At 65.0% G+C, this 18,809-nt stretch carries 17 protein-coding genes; 15 read left to right on the forward strand and 2 right to left on the reverse strand.

Features of this window, described 5'->3' with window-relative positions:
- Positions 1 to 22 precede the first annotated feature (22 nt).
- On the reverse strand, positions 23 to 460 hold the full coding sequence (locus ML540_RS17455; RefSeq protein WP_243364572.1) for a hypothetical protein: 438 nt from the start codon (positions 458 to 460) through the stop codon (positions 23 to 25).
- Between the two features lie 179 nt (positions 461 to 639).
- On the opposite strand from ML540_RS17455, the gene ML540_RS17460 reads away from it, so the two are divergent.
- The 4 genes from ML540_RS17460 to ML540_RS17475 all read left to right on the forward strand — a co-directional run bounded on the left by ML540_RS17460 (position 640) and on the right by ML540_RS17475 (position 3,602).
- Entirely contained in the window at positions 640 to 1,755 is a 1,116-nt protein-coding gene (locus ML540_RS17460) for a DUF362 domain-containing protein (RefSeq protein ID WP_243364574.1), read from the forward strand.
- 142 nt (positions 1,756 to 1,897) lie between these two features.
- Complete coding sequence (locus ML540_RS17995) at positions 1,898 to 2,458, forward strand: acetate uptake transporter (protein ID WP_341482676.1); 561 nt, start codon at positions 1,898 to 1,900, stop codon at positions 2,456 to 2,458.
- Between the two features lie 250 nt (positions 2,459 to 2,708).
- Positions 2,709 to 2,888: a hypothetical protein gene (locus ML540_RS17470; protein ID WP_243364577.1), complete on the forward strand. Its 180-nt coding sequence runs from the start codon at positions 2,709 to 2,711 to the stop codon at positions 2,886 to 2,888.
- 3 nt (positions 2,889 to 2,891) lie between these two features.
- The gene (locus tag ML540_RS17475; RefSeq protein WP_243364581.1) at positions 2,892 to 3,602 is read left to right on the forward strand and encodes a ubiquinone/menaquinone biosynthesis methyltransferase; all 711 of its coding nucleotides are present in this window, start codon (positions 2,892 to 2,894) and stop codon (positions 3,600 to 3,602) included.
- Between the two features lie 4 nt (positions 3,603 to 3,606).
- Here ML540_RS17475 and ML540_RS17480 read toward each other — a convergent pair whose 3' ends face one another.
- Positions 3,607 to 3,810: a DUF2065 domain-containing protein gene (locus tag ML540_RS17480; RefSeq protein WP_243364583.1), complete on the reverse strand. Its 204-nt coding sequence runs from the start codon at positions 3,808 to 3,810 to the stop codon at positions 3,607 to 3,609.
- 101 nt (positions 3,811 to 3,911) lie between these two features.
- Here ML540_RS17480 and ML540_RS17485 point away from each other — a divergent pair, with 101 nt between their 5' ends.
- From ML540_RS17485 to ML540_RS17530, 11 genes are all read left to right on the forward strand, one after another.
- Entirely contained in the window at positions 3,912 to 5,225 is a 1,314-nt protein-coding gene (locus ML540_RS17485) for a nucleotide sugar dehydrogenase (RefSeq protein WP_243364602.1), read from the forward strand.
- Positions 5,226 to 5,319: 94 nt separating this feature from the next.
- Entirely contained in the window at positions 5,320 to 5,451 is a 132-nt protein-coding gene (locus ML540_RS17880; RefSeq protein WP_279343533.1) for a hypothetical protein, read from the forward strand.
- A 69-nt stretch (positions 5,452 to 5,520) separates the two neighbouring features.
- A complete protein-coding gene (gene mqnB, locus ML540_RS17490) occupies positions 5,521 to 6,267 on the forward strand; it encodes a futalosine hydrolase (RefSeq protein ID WP_243364604.1) in 747 nt (248 codons plus the stop codon).
- A 31-nt stretch (positions 6,268 to 6,298) separates the two neighbouring features.
- A complete protein-coding gene (locus ML540_RS17495) occupies positions 6,299 to 7,270 on the forward strand; it encodes a polyprenyl synthetase family protein (RefSeq protein ID WP_243364606.1) in 972 nt (323 codons plus the stop codon).
- An 18-nt stretch (positions 7,271 to 7,288) separates the two neighbouring features.
- On the forward strand, positions 7,289 to 9,787 hold the full coding sequence (locus ML540_RS17500) for a sensor domain-containing diguanylate cyclase (protein WP_243364623.1): 2,499 nt from the start codon (positions 7,289 to 7,291) through the stop codon (positions 9,785 to 9,787).
- Between the two features lie 68 nt (positions 9,788 to 9,855).
- Entirely contained in the window at positions 9,856 to 12,843 is a 2,988-nt protein-coding gene (locus tag ML540_RS17505) for an AIR synthase-related protein (RefSeq protein WP_243364631.1), read from the forward strand.
- 368 nt (positions 12,844 to 13,211) lie between these two features.
- Positions 13,212 to 13,670, forward strand: a complete 459-nt coding sequence (locus ML540_RS17510) for a cytochrome c family protein (RefSeq protein ID WP_243364634.1) — start codon at positions 13,212 to 13,214, stop codon at positions 13,668 to 13,670.
- 9 nt (positions 13,671 to 13,679) lie between these two features.
- A complete protein-coding gene (locus ML540_RS17515; protein WP_243364646.1) occupies positions 13,680 to 15,686 on the forward strand; it encodes a methyl-accepting chemotaxis protein in 2,007 nt (668 codons plus the stop codon).
- 292 nt (positions 15,687 to 15,978) lie between these two features.
- Positions 15,979 to 16,137 (forward strand): rubredoxin, encoded by a 159-nt coding sequence (gene rd, locus ML540_RS17520; protein ID WP_243364648.1) that lies wholly within the window; start codon positions 15,979 to 15,981, stop codon positions 16,135 to 16,137.
- A 75-nt stretch (positions 16,138 to 16,212) separates the two neighbouring features.
- Positions 16,213 to 17,418 (forward strand): FprA family A-type flavoprotein, encoded by a 1,206-nt coding sequence (locus ML540_RS17525; protein WP_243364650.1) that lies wholly within the window; start codon positions 16,213 to 16,215, stop codon positions 17,416 to 17,418.
- 174 nt (positions 17,419 to 17,592) lie between these two features.
- On the forward strand, positions 17,593 to 18,657 hold the full coding sequence (locus ML540_RS17530) for an acyltransferase family protein (RefSeq protein WP_243364652.1): 1,065 nt from the start codon (positions 17,593 to 17,595) through the stop codon (positions 18,655 to 18,657).
- Positions 18,658 to 18,809 lie beyond the last annotated feature (152 nt).

Below are 18,809 nucleotides of genomic sequence, written 5' to 3' on the forward strand. Positions count from 1 at the left end.
TCCGTCTTCCAGGTACGCGACGCTAGAATCCCGACTGGCACTCGTAGAGTTCGTTGTTGCAGTTGGCCACGCAGGCGGCGCGCTGGTAGGGGTCGCGCAGGGTGTTGCAGAAGTTGGCGCAGTTGCCCCACTGGACGTTGCACTGGGCGCGCACCCGGGCGGCGTATGCCTCCGGGCTCTCATAAGGACGCGGCTGGATGACCGTCCCGCCGAAATAGCGCTGGTTGTGGCGGCGCCATTCCTCGGCCTCCCACTGGCGGCGGGCGTCCTCTTTCTCCTGCCAGCGCTGGCGCTCGCGCTCCTCGCGCCTCATCTCGCGCTCCTCGTGGCGGCGTTCGCGGTCATAGTCGTCACGGGACGGCGGCGGGCCGTAGGGATAATACTGGCCTTGGGCCAGGGCGGGCAGGCATGGCAGAGTCAGGGCCGAAAGAACCAGAAACACGATGATGCGGATGAACATGCATTTTCTCCTGAGGCGAAACTAATACCTATATTTCAGCACCCCAAGCCGACTCCGGCAAGATAAATTTCGTTCACCTTGTCAATCCGTCCGCCCGGCTTGACCTCGAGCCCGCCAGGGTTCAAAATGGAGTCGCCTAACTATATTCATCCAGGTTAACAGTTTTCAAGGAGCCTTCCATGGCCGCCAAACCAAGCGCCGTCTATTTCGCCAACCTTCGGGCCAGGGGTCCCAAGGACAACAAGCTCTCCCGCGTGGGCAAGCTCTTCGAGCAGGCCGGATTCAAGAAGCTCGCGGGCAAGGACGCCCTCGCTGCAGTGAAGGTCCACTTCGGCGAGCTCGGCAACGACACCTTCGTCAGCCCTGTGCTCATCCGGGCGCTGATCGACAAGCTCAAGAAATACGGGGCCAGCCCCTTCCTCACCGACACGGCCACGCTCTACTCCGGTTCGCGCCACAACGCCGTGGACCACCTGCGAACGGCGTTCCTGCATGGCTTCGGCCCCGAGACCGCGGGCGCGCCCGTGGTCGTGGCCGACGGCCTGCGCGGCAACGACTGGCGTGAGGTGCGGGTCGGGCTCAAGCATTTCAAGAAGGTCAAGATCGCCACCGGAATCCTGGAGGCCGACTCCCTGCTGGCCGTCAGCCACTTCAAGGGCCACGAGATGGCCGGATTCGGCGGGGCCATCAAGAACCTGGCCATGGGCTGCGCTCCCCCGGCGGGCAAGCGCGACCAGCACTCCCCCCGCTTCCAGGTGGACCAGGGGCCGTGCATCGGCTGCGCCGAGTGCCTGAAGGTCTGCCCGGAGAAGGCCGTGAACGTCAGCGCCAAAAAGGCCACCATCGACAAGAACCTCTGCATCGGCTGCGGCGAGTGCATCACGGTCTGCCGCCCCAAGGCCATCTCCATGGACTGGGCCACCGAACTCGGCCCCTTCACCGAGAAAATGGTGGAATACGCCTTCGGCGCGGTGAAGGGCCGCAAGGCCAAGACCGGCTACGTCAACTTCCTGGTGAACATCACTCCGGACTGCGACTGCGTGCCCTGGTCCGACGCCCCAATCGTGCCCGACATCGGAATCCTGGCCTCCAGCGACCCCGTGGCCATTGACAAAGCCTGCCTTGATCTGGTCAATCAGCAGGCGGCGCTGCCGGGTTCGCACCTGCACGCCAACCACGCCCCGGGGCAGCACAAGTTCCAGGGCCTGTGGCGGCACACCCTGGGCGATCTCCAGCTCTCCTACGCCGAGGAGATCGGCCTGGGCACCCAGCGCTACGACCTGGTCGAAATCTAGTCCGTTCGCGCATCACGCCGCCTCATTCAGCTTCCCCGTACTTGCACGGCATGCCCCGTCCCTTAACGGGACGGGGCTTTTTCCGAGGCCATTCTTCACCTCCCGAAGGATCGCCCCCACACTACAACCATACCCCAGGAGTCTGAAAGCAATGGATCAGAAGACGGCCAACCCGGCCCCCGTAGGCCTGCTCGGGTTCGGAATGACCACCATCCTGCTCAACATCCACAACGCCGGATTTTTCCCCATCAGCGCCATGATCCTGGCCATGGGGATCTTCTACGGCGGCATCGCCCAGGTGATCGCGGGCGTGCTGGAATACAAGAAGGGCAACACCTTCGCATACACGGCCTTTACGAGCTACGGCATGTTCTGGCTCACCCTGGTGTTTCTCATCGTGGCCCCCAAATGGGGCATCACCGGCGCGACCGAGCACGCCTTCATGGCCTGGTACCTGTTCGTGTGGGGCCTGTTCACCCTGTTCATGTTCATCGGCACGCTGAACAAGGGCCCGGTGCTCAAGTTCATCTTCGGGTCGCTGACCATCCTGTTCTTCCTGCTGGCCGTGCGCGACTGGACCGGCTCGGAGCTGATCGGCACCATCGCCGGCTGGGAAGGCATCGTGTGCGGCGCGTCGGCCTTCTACCTGGGCATGGCCGAGGTGCTGGAGGAAGCTCGCGGCCGCAAGATCCTGCCGTTCTAGGGCAGCTGCTGGCGTCCCAGGCGAGCCTGCAACCTCGCCGGGGCGCCGTTGTTTCCGCTTGATCCGCCGGGGGGCTTGCCGGAAACCGGCGAGGCCCCCGGCCCCTCGACTCCTCAGGCCCGCCGTGCTAGGCTTTGAAAAAAAGGGGAGTGCTTCAAGGTATTTCTCTTTTCCGCCCGGTTTGTCCTTTGGTGGTCAAAGGCCATTTCCCCCCGGGCGGTTTTTGCACAATCACACTACGGAGCACGCCGTGGACAAGATACAAGACAAGGCCCTGCAGGTGGCCAAGGAGATCGTGGTCAAGTTCGTGGAGACCGGGCGCATCTCGCCGTCCAACTTCACCAGCCACTTCTCCCGCATCTATCTCGAAGTGCTGCGCACCATCACCGAGCACACGCCCCATCCGGGCCAGTCCGGGGACGAGGACTAGCGCGTGGCGAACGATCACGGCCAGCGCGTGGCCTCCATGTTCGGGCGCATCGCGGGCTGGTACGACTTCCTCAACCATTTCCTGAGCCTGGGCCTGGACATCCTCTGGCGCAGGCGCCTGGTGGACCATCTGGAGCTGCCCCGAAGCCGCGCCAGCCGCCTGCTGGACCTGGCCGCCGGGACCCTGGACGTGTCCCTGGAGGCGGCCGGACGCCACCCGCAATGCCGGGTGGCCGCGGCGGATTTCTGCCTGCCCATGCTGGTGCAGGGAAGCGGGAAGCTTCGCGCCAGGGGCGTCTCGACCATCGCCCCGGTGCAGGCCGACGGACGCGCCCTGCCCTTCGCGGACGAAACCTTCGAGGCCGCCAGCATCGCCTTCGGCATCCGCAACATAAAGCCCCGCCAGGAGGCCTACGCGGAACTCCTGCGCGTGCTCAAACCCGGCGGACGCCTGTGCATCCTGGAGTTCGGCTCGGGCAAACAGCGCATCCTCGGCGGCATATACAATTTCTATCTGAACCGGCTGCTGCCGGCCATCGGGCGGGTGTTCTCCAAGGACGACGGCGCCTACCGCTACCTGGCCGACACCATCCTGGAGTTCCCGGACGCCCACACCCTGGCGGGCGAACTCCGCTCGGCCGGGTTCGAGCGCGTCTATTGGGAAAAGCTGGCTTTCGGGATCGTGGTCATTCACGTGGGAGTGAAGAAGGCGTAGGCGGCTACACCAGCAGGCGCATGTACCAGGCCAGGCACAGCCCCAGGGCCATGGAGCACGCGCCGATCAGGCGAAGCGACCGGGGCGGCAGCGCGGACAGCATCCGCAGGACTTGAGGCATCTTTTCGGCGAAGAGAAAATACGGCATTCCCTCGATGACCAGGGCAATGCCCAGGGCCATGGCGACGAGCTTCCAATCGATGTTCATGCTCCAAACCTAGTCCCGCTCCCCGGGTCTGTCCAGCCCGCTTGATGCCGGGGGGAAAGTCCGGTAGTGACTTCGCCCCGATACATATGACGGAGAATGACATGGTCTCGTTCGAAGAACTGAAAGCAGGCCAAGCGAAGCTGGCCGTTGTCGGCCTGGGCTACGTGGGCCTGCCCCTGGCGGTGGCGCTCGCCCGGCATTTCAACGTGGTGGGCTTCGATATTTCCGCCCGGCGCATCGAGCGCCTGCGCGAAGGCATCGACGACACCGGCGAAGTGGACGCGGCCGCCCTGGCCCAGGTCACGGTAGACTACACCGCCGACCCCGCGAAGCTTTCCGAATGCCGCCTGCTCATCGTGGCCGTGCCCACCCCCATCGACTCCCACCGCAGCCCGGACCTGCATCCCGTGCGCTCGGCCTCCATCACCGTGGGTAAAGAGCTCAAGCCCGGCAGCGTGGTGGTCTACGAGTCCACCGTGTATCCCGGCCTCACCGAGGAGGTCTGCCAGCCCCTCCTGGAGGAGCACTCGGGCCTGACCTGCGGCAAGGACTTTTTCCTGGGCTATTCCCCCGAGCGCATCAATCCCGGCGACAAGGTGAACACCCTGGAGACCATCGTGAAGGTGGTGTCCGGCCAGACCGAGGCCGTGCGCGAGATGCTCTGCGCCGTGTACGGCTCCGTGGTGAGCGCGGGCGTGCACCGGGCCAGCTCCATCAAGGTGGCCGAGGCGGCCAAGATCATCGAGAACACCCAGCGCGACCTGAACATCGCCCTCATGAACGAGCTGGCGCTCATCTGCGAGAAGGTGGGCATCGACACGCAGGAGGTGCTGGAAGCAGCGGGATCCAAGTGGAACTTCCTGCCCTTCCGGCCGGGCCTCGTCGGCGGCCACTGCATCGGCGTGGACCCCTACTACCTGACATTCCTGGCCGAGGGGCTGGGCCTGCACCCCCAGGTGATCCTGGCCGGACGGCGCATCAACGACTCCATGGGCAAGCACGTGGCCGAGGTGTGCATCAAGCGCCTCATAGCGGCCAAGCGGCCCATCAGCGGGGCCACCGTGGGCGTGTGGGGCCTGACCTTCAAGGAGAACGTGCCGGACCTGCGCAACACCAAAGTAGTGGACGTGATCCGCGAACTGGAGGAATACGGAGTGCGCGTCAAGGTGCACGATCCCATGGCCGACCACGAGGAAGCCATGCACGAGTACGGGCTTACGCTCTCGCCGATCGAAGATTTCACGAACCTTGAGGCTCTCATCGTGGCCGTGGGCCACCAGGCGTACAAGGACATGCCCGTTCCTGCCCTGAAGGGCCGTTTCGCCGCCAAGGACGCGGGCCTGCTCATGGACATCAGGGGCACTTTCGACAAGGCCGCCGTGGCCGCCGCCGGACTCTCCTACTGGAGGTTGTAGCGTGACCCGGATACCTCGCCTCAATTGCGCGGGCGATTGCTGAAAAGGCTTTCTGGAAGCGAGTTCGCTTCTCAAGGCCCTGGAAAGCGGCGGGGTGATCGAAGTGGAGATATGCCCCGACCAGCGCCGCAAACTGGAACTGGTGGCAGCGCACCGGCAGGCGGACATCGCCGAGTTGCGTGAATTCGGCGAGGGGAAATACCTGGCCCTGGTCAGGAAGCGTTAGATTTTCGCGACAGGCACGGCTGCCGCAAGCGCCTGCCGCAGTTTTTACGAGCCGCACCCGGGGGCGCATATGGACGACACCGCACGGCGCGGCCCGCAAGCGCCCCTGGCCCTGGTCACGGCCACGCAGGGCGAGATGCGCGCGGCCTTGGCCGGACTGTCGTCCCCGGAGCCGGAGATTCCCGCTCGCGGCGCGGCCATGGCCCGGCTGGCCGGACGCGAGACGCTGCTGATCGTGACCGGCGTGGGTCCGGTGAACGCGGCCCTGGAGCTGGGAGCGGCGCTTGGGCGGCATGAAATTTCCGGGGTGCTCAATCTCGGAGTGGCCGGCAGCTTCGACCTGGACGCGGCTCCGCTGGAAGCCGCGGTTGCGGCCGACGCGGAAGTGTACGCGGATTACGGGGTCGTCGGCCCCGACGGCCTGGCCGACGCATCCGGTTTCGCCTTTCCGCAGTTGCGGGCTGGCGGCCAAAGCGTTGTTCAGCGCATAGGGCTCGATCCGCTCGCCGCCGCGCAGGCCATGGGGCTTACGCTGCCTGCCGGACTCGTCTCCGGGACGGCCATCACCGTGGCCGGGATCACCGGATGTCCGGAGCGCGCCACGGCCCTGGCCGGACGCCACGGGGCGCTCTCGGAGAGCATGGAGGGATTTTCCCTGGCCCTTGGCTGCGCAAGCCGAGGCGTGCCTTTTTTGGAGGTGCGGACCATCTCCAACCGTGTTGGGGAGCGCGACCGCGCCAAATGGAAGCTCGAACAGGCCCTGGCTGGCCTTGGGGCCCTGCTGGCTGGGCTGATTGCCGGCCCAGGCCCGCGATAAACCGGGTCCGACCCGTGAAGACACCATCATCATGAACGAATTCGCCGATTATCTTGCCCGGGAGCTTCCCAAGATCGAAGAGTGCCTGCGCGAACACGTGGCAGAGCTCAACCCCTACGTGCGCCCCGCCGCCGACCACGTGCTGGCCGCCGGGGGCAAGCGCCTGCGCCCGCTGCTCACCATCCTGACGGCGCGGGCCCTGGGCTTGGGAGAGGACGAAGACGTCTATCCCCTGGCCTGCTCGCTGGAGCTTCTGCACTCGGCCACCCTGCTGCACGACGACATCCTGGACGACGCGGCCCTTCGCCGGGGCAAGCCCGCCGCCCACACGGTCTTCGGCACAACCCACACCATTCTGGCCGGGGACGCCCTGCTGGCCCTGGCCAACTCCATGGTGGCCCGCTACGGCAAGCCCGTGCTCACGGAGTGCCTCTCCAACGCCATCATGAAGACGGTGAGCGGCGAAATCCAGGAGATCGCCCACATACGGGACGTGGCGCTCTCCATGGACAGCTATCTGGAGATCATCACCGGCAAGACCGCCTGTCTCATCCAGTCCGCCTGCCAGGCCGGGGCGCTCATGGCCGGGGCTCCGCAAGCCCTGGCCGACGCGGCCGGAGACTTCGGCATGAACCTGGGCATTGCCTTCCAGCTGGTGGACGACGCCCTGGACTACACCTCCCCCAAGGAGGTCTCCGGCAAGCCCAAGGGCTCGGACATCCGCGAGGGCAAGCTGACCCTGCCGCTCATTTCCTACATCGCCAGCCTTGACGGCGAGCACCGGAAAAGGTTTACACAGGCATTCAAGGACGACACCTTGTCCGAAGACCAGTTGGTGTCGGCCCTGGCGGCCGTGGCCTCGGGAGGCTACGCCGAACAGACCCGGGACATGGCAGCCTCCTACCTGGACAAAGCCGGCCAGTGCCTTGAGGCGTTCCCCGACTCGGCCGAAGCCAGACTCCTGCGAGCAGCATTGGAGGGCATGGCCAGACGGGACAAATAACCGGCGGATAGGCGCGATATGACCAATCCCATCGCTTCGCTGCGCCAGTGCATGCAGATCACCTTCCCCCCGGTGATGCTGCAGCTCCTGGAGGAGGCGGTCAAGCCCTCGCCCGACTTCGAAGTCATCGCCAGGGTGCTGGCCATGGACCCGGTGCTCACCGCCACCGTGCTCAACCTGGCCAACTCGCCCTACTACGGCTCCACCCAGAAGGTCACGGACCTTAAACGCGCCGCCACCATTCTGGGCACCAAGGAAATCCTCAAGATCGCCCTGTCGGTCACCTACCAGAAGCACCTGAACGAGGCCTTCGAGCGCCGGGGCATCGATTTCTTCTCCAACTGGCGCCTCACCATATGGTCGGCCATCGCCGCCGAACTGCTGGCCGAACACCTCTGCCGGGAACTGGCGGACCAGGCCTACCTCACCGCCCTGCTCAAGGATATCTCGCTTCTCCTGCTGGTCTGCGCCGATCCCTCCAAATTCGCGGGCACGGCCCACGGGCCGGTCATCACCGCCTTTGTGCCCGGCCAGATCGAGGAGGAGCGCGACATCTGGCACACCGACCATTGCCAGCTCACCACCCAGCTCCTCGACGATTGGCACATCCCCCTGCAGAGCGCCACCTGCGTGGACAACCACCACGACTATGAGGGGCTCGACAGCTACGATCCCCTGACCCAATGCATCATCCTGGCCACCCGATGGTCCGAGCTGGAACTGGGCTCAGCCGAGAACCCCACGGCCATCATCCATTTCCGGGCCATGCTCCAACGCCGCCTGTCCCTGAGCCAGGAGGAAATCGAGGAGCTGCTCAACCGTTGCGCCCAGCGCTTCCAGTCCGTGCTCTCCACCCTGGGCATCGCCGAGTCCGCCCCCAACGAGCGCTATTACCAGCACACCCTTAAGCTCATGCAGGAATACCACTTCCTGGCATCCGAGGTGGCCCAGGCCAGCGGCGGCAAGGCCGATGTGGCCACCATCATCGGACGCCACCTGCGCTGGGAATGGGGCATCGAGAGCTGGGAGCTGGCCCTGGGCATCCCCGCCTACGACAGCTGGGACCTTTTCATATCCAACACGGCGCACGGTATCGAGCGCCGCAAGGCGGAAAACGGCTTCGAGTCGCTGGCGTGGAGCCTCGCGCAAGGCGCTTCCGTCACCTATCCGCTCAGAACGAACGGGCTGGTCCTGGGCGAACTGCGCCTGACCCGCAAGGGCCTGGCTCCTGACACCGCCCGACAGGTCGAGCTCTACCTGCGCTTCGTGAGCCAGAGCTACGAGAACTTCGCCCTGCGCCAGACCGTGCTGGAAACAAAGGCCCACACCCTGGACCAGCTGCCCGTGGGCGTGGCCCGGCTCTCCCCCAAGGGCAGGATACTGGAAATCAACGACCGCCTCCGCCAGTTCCTCGGCGTCGCAGGCGACGGCAAGGGCATGGACCTTTGGGCCGCCCTGGGCGAGGGCAAGGGCTTCTCGCGCGACACCGAGTGGGACAGCTTCCTGGCCGACCCGGAATCCGCCTCGCTGCACAAGATATTCTGCCTCTGGAAGGGTGAGAGCCACGTTACCGACGCCTGCGTCTACCTGGCCGCCGAGAAACGCCAGTGGCAGGGCCGCAGCGAGATACTCCTGTTCCTGGAAGACGTCACCCTGGTCTCAGGCTGGGAATTCAAGGCCCTCAAGCAAGGAGAATTCCTGGAGAAGCTGGTCAAGTCCATGCGCGACGCGGTGTTCACCATCGACCCTGTGGGGCGCATCACCTTCGCCTCGCCGCGCGTCTCGCAGCTGCTGGAAAAGAACATTTTCCAGATCGCCAAGCCGGTCACCAGCTACCAGGGGCCGTGGGACCCGGAACTGCTTACGGGCGCGCCCGCCCCCGTGGAAGCGGTGCTCTCCGCCGGCGAGGAATTCGGCCACACCCTGGAGCTGGTCTTCTCGCCCCTGCCCAAGACTCCCGGCGGCCAGAAGCAGTGGCTGGTGGTGGGCCGCGACATCACCGTGGTGCGCCGCCTGGAGGAGAAGCTCAAGCGCCTGGCCCTGTTCGACGGGCTCACCGGGCTTCTCAACCACTACCAGTTCCACGTCATCCTGGACCGCGAAGCCCAGCGTTCCAGGCGCACAGGCCGCAAGATGGGGCTCATGTTCTTCGACATGGACAACTTCAAGACAATCAACGACACCAAGGGCCACCAGGCCGGGGACGAGGTGCTCAGGGCCATCTCGCGCATCCTGAAGAGCAGGCTGCGCACCGGCATGGACTACCCCTGCCGCTACGGCGGGGACGAGTTCGCAGTGGTGGTCACGGAGATCGAGCCCCCCCAGCTCGAACACCTGGCCTCGCGCGTCAGCAAGGCCGTGGACGACCAGTTCAAGGGGCTCCTGGGCCTCTCCGTGGGCCTGGCCATGCTTGGCGAGACCGAGTCGCCGTCCTCGCTCCTGCGGCGGGCGGACAAGGCGTCCTACACGGCCAAGAACCAGGGCGGGCACCGCATCCTCTGGGCCGGCGACGACTAACGAAACAGGGCCTCCAGCCGCGAGGCGCGGCCCGGAACAATCATATCAAAACCACAAGGAAATCCGTCATGCTCTTTCGGGTGGAAGTAGCTCCGAAATCCAATATCCCGGACGTTCCCGGCCGCCGCGCGGCCATGCGCATAACCCATGAACTGGGCGTGGCCGTGGACGACGCCTCCGTGGTTAAGACCTACACCGTGGCCGGGCTTTCCCGCGAGGAAGCCCAGCAGGCCGTGGATGCGGCCGCGCTGCACGATCCCGTCTCCCACACGGCCTCGCTTTCGCCCCTGGCCTCGGGCTTCGACTGGATCGTGGAGGTGGGCTTCCGCCCCGGCGTCACCGACAATGAAGGCCGCACCGCCAAGGAGACCCTGGCCCTGGTGCTGGGCCTGCCCAAGGAGCGCGCCAAGACGCTGGCCGTGTACACCTCGGCCCAGTTCGCCCTGAAGGGGACGCTTGATCTCAAGCAGGTGGAGCACATCGCCCGCGACCACCTGTGCAACGAACTCATCCAACGCTTCGAGGTGAAGTCCGCCGAGGAATGGGCCAAGGCCCCCGGCTTCGAACCCAAGGCCGCCCAGGTAACGGGCAAGTCTTGCGACGACGTGGCCGTGGTGGACCTGGCCGCCATGAGCGACGCCGAGCTCATGGCCTTCTCGCGCGACAACGTCCTGGCCCTGTCTCTCGAGGAGATGCAGGCCATCCGCGCCCACTACGCCGACCCAGCCGTGGCCGCCTCCCGCAAGGCCGCCGGGCTTTCGGCGCACCCCACCGACGCCGAGCTCGAAGTGCTGGCCCAGACCTGGTCCGAGCACTGCAAACACAAGATCTTCGCCGCCGACATCGACTACCTGAACACCGAGACCGGACGCCGCCAGGCCATTTCCAGCCTGTACAAGACCTACGTGCAGGGCTCCACGGCCAAAATCCGCGAGAGCATGGGCGCCGGCGACATCTGCCTGTCCGTGTTCAAGGACAACGCGGGCGTCATCCGCTTCACCGAAGGCCACCACCTCTGCGTCAAGGTGGAGACCCACAACTCCCCCTCGGCCCTGGACCCCTACGGCGGGGCCCTCACCGGCATCGTGGGCGTCAACCGCGACCCCATGGGCACGGGCATGGGCGCCAACCTCTTGTGCAACACCGACGTGTTCTGCTTCGCTTCTCCCTTTTACGACGAGGCGCTGCCGCCGAGACTCCTGCACCCACGACGGGTGATGGAAGGCGTGCGCGAGGGCGTGGAGCATGGCGGCAACAAGTCCGGCATCCCCACCGTGAACGGCTCGGTGGTGTTCCACGAACGCTTCCTGGGCAAGCCCCTGGTGTTCTGCGGCACGGTGGGCGTCATGCCCGCCACGCTTGACGGCAAGCCCAGCTACCAGAAGAAGGCCCTTCCCGGCGACTTCATCGTGATGACCGGCGGACGCATCGGCAAGGACGGCATCCACGGGGCCACCTTCTCCTCCGAGGAGCTGCACGAGGGCTCCCCGGCCACGGCCGTGCAGATCGGCGACCCCATCACCCAGCGCAAGATGTACGACTTCCTCATGCGCGCCCGGGACACCGGCCTGTACCACGCCATCACCGACAACGGCGCGGGCGGCCTGTCCTCGTCGGTGGGCGAGATGGCGGGCGACAGCGGCGGCGCGGAGGTGGACCTTTCCAAGGCTCCCCTCAAGTACGACGGCCTGCGCCCGTGGGAGATCCTGCTCTCCGAGGCCCAGGAGCGCATGACCTGCGCCGTGGGCCCGGACCAGATCGAGCGCTTCATGGCCCTGGCCGCCGAGATGGACGTGGAAGCCACCGTGCTCGGGCGCTTCAACGATTCGGGCCGGTTCACCGTGACCTACGGCGAAAAGCCCGTGGCCTCCCTGGACATGGATTTCCTGCACGAGGGCACCCCGCGCATGGCGCTTTCCGCCGTGTGGGAGCGTCCCGCAGGCAAGGACTCGCCCCTGCCCGCAGCCACGGACCATGGCGCGCTGCTTACGCGCATGCTCGGCAGGCTGAACATCTGCTCCAAGGAGTACATGATCCGCCAGTACGACCACGAGGTGAAGGGGTCCAGCGTGGTCAAGCCCCTGGTGGGGGTCCTGCGCGACGGCCCGGCCGACGCCGCGGTGATCCGCCCGGTGGTCTCGCGCCAGGAGGCGCTGGTGCTCTCCCACGGCATCTGCCCCAAGTATTCCGACCTGGACGCCTACTGGATGATGGCCGGCGCCATCGACGAGGCCGTGCGCAACGCCGTGGCCACGGGCGGCGACATCAGCCACATGGCGGGCGTGGACAACTTCTGCTGGTGCGACCCGGTCGAGTCCGACAAGACCCCGGACGGGCGCTACAAGCTGGCCCAGCTGGTGCGCGCCAACCAGGCCCTGGCCCACTTCTGCCAAGCCTACGGCGTGCCCTGCGTCTCCGGCAAGGACTCCATGAAGAACGACTACACCGGTGGCGGGTCCAAGATATCCATCCCGCCCACGGTGCTCTTCACCGTCCTTTCGGTGATCCCGGATGCTTCCGAAGCCATGACCTCGGACTTCAAGCAGTCCGGGGACGTGATCTACGTGCTGGGTCTCACCCGCCCGGAACTGGGCGGATCGGAGCTGGCCGACGAGCTGAAGCTGTCCATGGCCGAAGTCCCCCAGGTGGATGCCCTCTCGGCCCGCAAACGCTACGAGAGCATGCGCAAGGCGGCCAAGGGCCGTCAGGTGAATGCCTGCCACGACTGCTCCGACGGCGGCCTGGCCGTGGCCCTGGCCGAGATGTGCATCGGCGGCCGCCTGGGCGCGGACGTTGACCTCTCGCGGGTGCCCGTGAGCCCCGACTGCCTGTCTCCCCTGGAGATTCTCTACTCCGAGAGCCACTCGCGCTTCGTGGTGGGAGTGCCCTCCGGCAACGTGCCCAGCTTCGAGAAGCTCTTCGCCGGGCAGTGGATGGCCCCCATCGGCCGCGTCACCACGGACGGCAAGCTGACCGTGAAGTGCGGCGGCGAGACGCTTCTCAGCGAGGATGTGGAAACCCTGGCCGAGGCGTTCAAGGCCACCCTGGACTGGTAGCCAGGCCAAAGCGGACGGCCGGCACCCCTGCGTGTCGCCGCGCCCCCCGTGGCGGCAGGCCATGGAAACTCGTACGATCGACCGGCGCAAGCCTTGCTTGCGCCGGTTTTTATTGCGCCGCCGCAAGCGTTCCAAACGACCGATCCCATTGTCCGCTTCTCGTTAACCTGTTGCGAGAGACCATTCACCACGCGATCGATCGCATTAGAGTAGGCGCAGCCCGACCAGACTGCTTTGCCGCACGCGCTCCCTTACAAATACGTAACGATGCCTGTCGCATCAATTTTTACATTGCAAATATCGCTTTTTATCAATAAGTAACACCTCTAGATTTCTCAACGTACCTCAAGCCGTAACGGGGGTTGCACATGCGGGTGGCAGCCGTTCTCGTGGCAGTGGTGTTGTTCTTGGGCTTTTCGCTGCCAGGGGCGTCAGCGGGTCCGAAATCTTACATAGGCTCCAAAGCCTGCGGCGAATGCCACCAGAAGGAATTCGACTCCTTCTCGAAATTCGCCAAAAAGGCACACTCGTTCAAATCCATCCAGATCATGGCCTCCAAGCTCGAACCAAGCGAGCTCAAGGAGTGCTACGCCTGCCACACCACGGGCTACGGACAGCCCGGCGGCTTCGTCAGCCTCGAAAAGACTCCCGAACTGGCCAACGCGGGCTGCGAAGTCTGTCACGGCCCCGGCTCGGCGCACGCCGAATCAGGCGAGAAGAGCCTGATCAAGAACAAGCTCAGCGTCGAGGAATGCCAGACCTGCCACAACGGCGAGAGGGTCAAATCCTTCGGATTCAAGCCGATGCTCTTCGGCGGCGCGCACTAGGGGGCGGCGATGCACATCTTCTACCAGTCGTTAGGGGTCCGGGTGCTGCTGCTCATCACCGGAGTATCCGTCCTGGTGTTCAGCGGACTTTTCGCGGCCAACGCCACATGGCAGAACCGCTCCACCATGCAACTGGTCTCGGCCAGCTCCGACCGCACGGCCGATCTCATCCTCATGGCCATCGAGGAGCCCATGCGCCTGGGCAAGAACGAGGAGACCTCCCACGTCTTCCGGAAAATGGCCCGGCGCGAACAGTCCTCGCAGATCTTCCTGACCGATTTCAAGGGCAACGTGACCTATTCCACCAACGAAGGCGCCCTCCGCAAGGATCTGGCGCCCTTCCTTGGAGAATCCGGGGTCGCGGCCATGATGGGCAAGACCCTTGGCGGAAACGAAGCCTCGGGACGCGTCACCCTGGATGGCAAGCACATGCTGGCCATGACCAAGCCCATCCGCAACGAACCCGAGTGCCACCATTGCCACGGCGCGGCCAAACCCGTGCTCGGGGCCATCGTGGTCCTGCAGGACATCTCCGCCACCATGGCCCAGGCGGACAACGACAAGCTCATGAGCGGGCTCATCTCCCTGGCGGGGCTTGTGCTCCTGCTCTCGCTGGTGACCTGGTTCATGAAGCGCGCCGTGCTCAGGCGCATCAACTCCCTGGCCGCAAACACCGCCCTGGTGCGCCAGGGGCGCCATGACGTGGACTTCCAGATCAAGGGCCAGGACGAGCTCTCAGGGCTCTCGCGCGACCTGGCGGCCATGGTGCGCACCATCCAGGACCAGCTCGAATACAACAACAGCGTCCTTTCGGGCATCAACATTCCCCTCTTCGTCACCGACAAGACCGGCGAGTTCTGCTTCGTCAACCAACCCCTGAGCGTCATCCTGGGGCAGAAGCAGGCGGAGCTGGTCTGCCGCCACGCCGACGTGACCTTGAGCGAAGGTGGAGCGCCCGTGACCATCGCCACCGAGGTCATGAACACCGGGGTCGCGGCCAGCGGCAAGATTCTCTACGAGCGCGCCGACGGAACGATCTTCCCCCTGCACTACGAGGTGTCCCCGCTACGCGGGGCTCAGGGCCAGACCATGGGCGTCATCGGCGTGTTCATGGACCTGACCGACGAGGAGCAGGCCAAGGTGCACATCGAGGAGCAGCGCACCAAGCTGCTGGACGTGGCCCGCGAAATAAGCATGGTGGCCTCCAAGTTGTCCGTGGCCGGAGGCGAGCTCTCCACCCAGATGGAGGCGCTCACCCGCAGCGTGGAGCAGACCGCCGCCGAGACATCCAACCTGACCCTGGCCATGGACCAGATGAACGACACGGTCATCGACGTGGCCAAGAACGCGGGCGAAACCGCCAGGGTCTCGGACAGCGCCCACAAGGTGGCCCTCAAGGGAGGCGAGGACGTCAGCCGCACCGCCGACGAAACCAGGACCGTGGCCTCGCGGGCCCAGAACCTGGCCGACTCCCTCTCCGAACTCAAAGACCGGGCCATGAACATCGGCAAGGTCATGGACGTGGTGGGCGACATCGCCGACCAGACCAACCTCCTGGCCCTGAACGCGGCCATCGAGGCCGCCCGCGCGGGCGAGGCCGGGCGAGGCTTCGCCGTGGTGGCCGACGAGGTGCGCAAACTGGCCGAGAAGACCATGCACGCCACCGCCGAGGTGGCCCAGGCGGTCAATGAGATCCAGGAAGGCACCAGCACAGTGGCTGGAGGCATGGCCGGAACCAGGGAATCCGTGGAGCACGCGGCCAGTATGGCCGAGCACTCCGGCAGGATCTTCGCGGACATCGTCTCCCAGTCGGACCGCATCGCCGACATGATCCGGTCCATCGCCTCGTCGGCGGAGCAGCAATCCGCCACCAGCGAGACCATCAACGGCAACGTGGCCCACATCAACTCCCTCTCGCAGGACATCTTCTCGCGCATCCAGCAGGCGCACCAGGGCATCGCCTCGGTGAACGAGCTTTCGGGACACCTGAAGGTCCTGGCGGGGAAATTCACCTAGACGCGCCGGCCGGCCACTTCCCCCTTGACAAGCTGACGGGGTTGGACGGATATGGTGCTACAAGTGAACCGGATTTTCCCTGGGTTCGAGGCGGCTCTCATCCGGAAATCCGTTCACGGCGGCAAGTAAACCGGGTATACCCCGCTTCGGCCCGGAGCTCCGCGCTTCCCGGCCGGTATGACCGGATGTGCATTGTCCTCTTTGCCGCTCAGGCAAGGCCCCGCTCACGGCGGGACCGGCGCTGAGGGCTAAAAGATGGCGCGTCGCGTCCGACACTTCTTCAGGAGGATTCATGGACAAATACGTCTGTAATGTCTGCGGCTACGTGTACGACCCCGCCGAGGGCGATCCCGAGAACGGCGTTTCCCCCGGCACCTCTTTCGAAAGCGTTCCCGACGACTGGGTCTGCCCGGTCTGCGGGGCGCCCAAGAGCGAATTCACCAAGGAATAGCACCCCTTTTTTCCATAGGCCCGCCGGGGACCCGGCGGGCCTTCCTGCATTTCCACACCCCATCGAGGATTCTCCATGAGCGCTTACGAAATCAAGAAGGACGTCCACTGGGTCGGCGCAGTGGACTGGGACCGCCGTAATTTCCACGGCTATTCCCTCTCCCCCAAGGGCACCACCTACAACGCCTTCCTCATCAAGGACCAGAAAAACACCATCATCGACACCGTGGAAGACCGCTTCGCGGGCACGCTCTTGTGCAACGTCTCCCAGGTGATGGAACCCTCCAAGGTGGACTACATCGTGGTCAACCATGTGGAGCCCGACCACTCCGGAGCGCTGCCTCGCCTGATCGAGGCGTGCAAGCCCGAGAAGGTCTTCTGCTCGGTCATGGGCGAAAAGGCCATCAAGGAATACTACGGCGCGGACGGCTGGCCGCTCCAGGTGGTCAAGACCGGCGACAGCCTGTGCATCGGCAGCCGCACCCTGCACTTCCTGGAAACCCGCATGCTGCACTGGCCGGATTCCATGATGACCTACGTGGCCGAGGACAAGCTGCTGATCTCCTCGGACGCCTTCGGCCAGAACTACGCCAGTTCCGAGCGCTTCGCCGACGAGGTGGACCAGGCGGAACTGATGCGCCAGGTTTCGCGCTACTACGCCAACATCGTGCTGCCCTACTCCTCGGTGACGCTCAAGATCCTCGAGGAAGTGGGCAAGCTCAAGTGGGACGTGGACATGATCGCTCCGGACCACGGCCTCGTCTGGCGCGGCGCGGGCGTGGGCACGGTGCTCGAGGCCTACCGCCGCTTCGCCGAGCAGAAGCCCACCAACCAGGCCGTGGTCTTCTACGACACCATGTGGCGCTCCACCGAGCGGATGGCCCACGCCGTGGCCGACGGCCTCGCGGCGTCCGGGACATCCGTGAGGATCATGTCGCTCAAGAGCGACCACCACTCCGACGTCATGTCCGAGGTGTTCGAATCCGGAGCGGTCCTGGCGGGCTCGGCCACCCACAACAACGGTGTCCTGCCCCTGGTGGCCGCCATGCTGACCTACATGAAGGGCCTGCGCCCCATGAACAAAGTCGCCGCCGCCTTCGGCTCCTACGGCTGGAGCGGCGAGGCCCTCAAGCACGTGACCGAAATGCTCCAGGGCATGCACTTCGACGTGATCGAGGGCGTGCGCGCCAAGAACCGCCCCACCCACGAGCAGCTCAAGGCGTGTGTGGAGCTGGGGGCCACAGTGGCCAAGGCCCTCCAGGCCAAGATCGCCTCATCCTGAGGCTCTACCGGCACCCTTCCTGAAAAGGGAGCGGCCTCGCCGCTCCCTTTTCTTATGTGGCCACGACGTTGACCGGGACCGGTTATTCTGTTAGGTGTTCACTGCTGAGCCGATTACCCTTTCATTTCAAGGTACTATCGCAAGACACATCTGTTATTTAGATCGTCCGGAACAATGACCTATACTCTTATCCAGGCCCTCCGGGGCATTTTGTGCGTGGGCGTCGTGTTCATGCACATCAAGATATATCTCACCCGTACGGGTGATCCCTCCTTCTTTGCACACGTCCCCGACATCTTGGGCGGCATCCCCTGCGGGTTCTTCGTCATCTCCGGCTATTTCATGGCCCTGCTGGTGGACCGCAAAGCCCCCAATTTCCTGGCCCAGCGGCTGGTGCGTGTCTACCCCATGTATTTTGTCGTGGTGGCCATGGCCTTCGTCATGCGCGCCCTCACCACCTCGCCGCTCAACTCCGACGACCTGTTCAAGGTGATGTCGCTCCTGCCCTTCGGCATGGGCAAGAGCTACAAGCTGGGCATAGAATGGACCCTGGTCTACGAGATCTGGTATTATTTCATCTGCGCCCTGTTCTGCCGCCCCAAGTGGAACAGGTATTTTCCCGCATTCCTGCTGGCCTGGCTTTTCGCGGTGATCGTCTCGGACATCGTGGCCTTCAAGCCGCCCCTGCCCTTGCCCACCATCTTCTCCATCTGGCTTTCCATATGGAACTACTCGTTCATCATGGGCGCCCTGACCTACTATTACATCCAGCGGCGCAACGAGCCGGCCACCATGGCCTGGGCCGGCCAGGTGGTGCTGGCCAGCCTCTGCGTGGCCTCGGCCATCAACGCCCAGGCGTACAGCGTGCTCTACATGCTCGGGTTCGGGGCCTGCGTGCTGGTGGACCTGCTCATCCGCCTGGAAAGCCGCATCCGCTCGCCCAAGATACTGGCGCAGCTGGGCGATTACTCCTACGCCCTCTATCTGGTGCATTCCAACATCATCATCCTGGTCCTGGACTGGTGGGCCGCCGCCACCGGACGAATCCCCGGAGGCGTGGCCGGACTTGTGGCCCTGGTGCTGTGCATGGGGGCGTTCTGGTTCCTGGGGCAGTTCGACGTGGCCCTGCACAAGCGCTGCAAGTCCCTGGTAACCCGCCACATGCCCGACGGTTTCGCGGCCCTGGCCCTGCGCCTGCTCCCCAGGCCCGCCGCCGCGCGAGGCGGGCCGGACAAGTGACCTTCGCGGACCAGACGCCCGCCCCCTCCTGACGCAAGTTTCCCATCGGGCCGCCCCTGGCGCGCGTGCAACTCCGTTTCGCTCCTTGCTCGCTCTCCGCCCCCCGTTCAGTCTCCCCCCTTCTGTTTCTTCAATATTTTTTTCTCATCTTG

Source organism: Fundidesulfovibrio terrae (assembly GCF_022808915.1).
Taxonomy (GTDB): Bacteria; Desulfobacterota; Desulfovibrionia; order Desulfovibrionales; family Desulfovibrionaceae; genus Fundidesulfovibrio; species Fundidesulfovibrio terrae.

Coding starts and splice junctions, on each gene's coding strand:
- ML540_RS17495 (WP_243364606.1), top strand. CDS start 6,299: ATGAACGAATTCGCCGATTATCTTGCCCGGGAGCTTCCCAAGATCGAA.
- ML540_RS17515 (WP_243364646.1), top strand. CDS start 13,680: ATGCACATCTTCTACCAGTCGTTAGGGGTCCGGGTGCTGCTGCTCATC.
- ML540_RS17510 (WP_243364634.1), top strand. CDS start 13,212: ATGCGGGTGGCAGCCGTTCTCGTGGCAGTGGTGTTGTTCTTGGGCTTT.
- ML540_RS17485 (WP_243364602.1), top strand. CDS start 3,912: ATGGTCTCGTTCGAAGAACTGAAAGCAGGCCAAGCGAAGCTGGCCGTT.
- mqnB (WP_243364604.1), top strand. CDS start 5,521: ATGGACGACACCGCACGGCGCGGCCCGCAAGCGCCCCTGGCCCTGGTC.
- ML540_RS17480 (WP_243364583.1), bottom strand. CDS start 3,810: ATGAACATCGATTGGAAGCTCGTCGCCATGGCCCTGGGCATTGCCCTG.
- ML540_RS17530 (WP_243364652.1), top strand. CDS start 17,593: ATGACCTATACTCTTATCCAGGCCCTCCGGGGCATTTTGTGCGTGGGC.
- ML540_RS17455 (WP_243364572.1), bottom strand. CDS start 460: ATGTTCATCCGCATCATCGTGTTTCTGGTTCTTTCGGCCCTGACTCTG.
- ML540_RS17460 (WP_243364574.1), top strand. CDS start 640: ATGGCCGCCAAACCAAGCGCCGTCTATTTCGCCAACCTTCGGGCCAGG.
- rd (WP_243364648.1), top strand. CDS start 15,979: ATGGACAAATACGTCTGTAATGTCTGCGGCTACGTGTACGACCCCGCC.
- ML540_RS17500 (WP_243364623.1), top strand. CDS start 7,289: ATGACCAATCCCATCGCTTCGCTGCGCCAGTGCATGCAGATCACCTTC.
- ML540_RS17505 (WP_243364631.1), top strand. CDS start 9,856: ATGCTCTTTCGGGTGGAAGTAGCTCCGAAATCCAATATCCCGGACGTT.
- ML540_RS17525 (WP_243364650.1), top strand. CDS start 16,213: ATGAGCGCTTACGAAATCAAGAAGGACGTCCACTGGGTCGGCGCAGTG.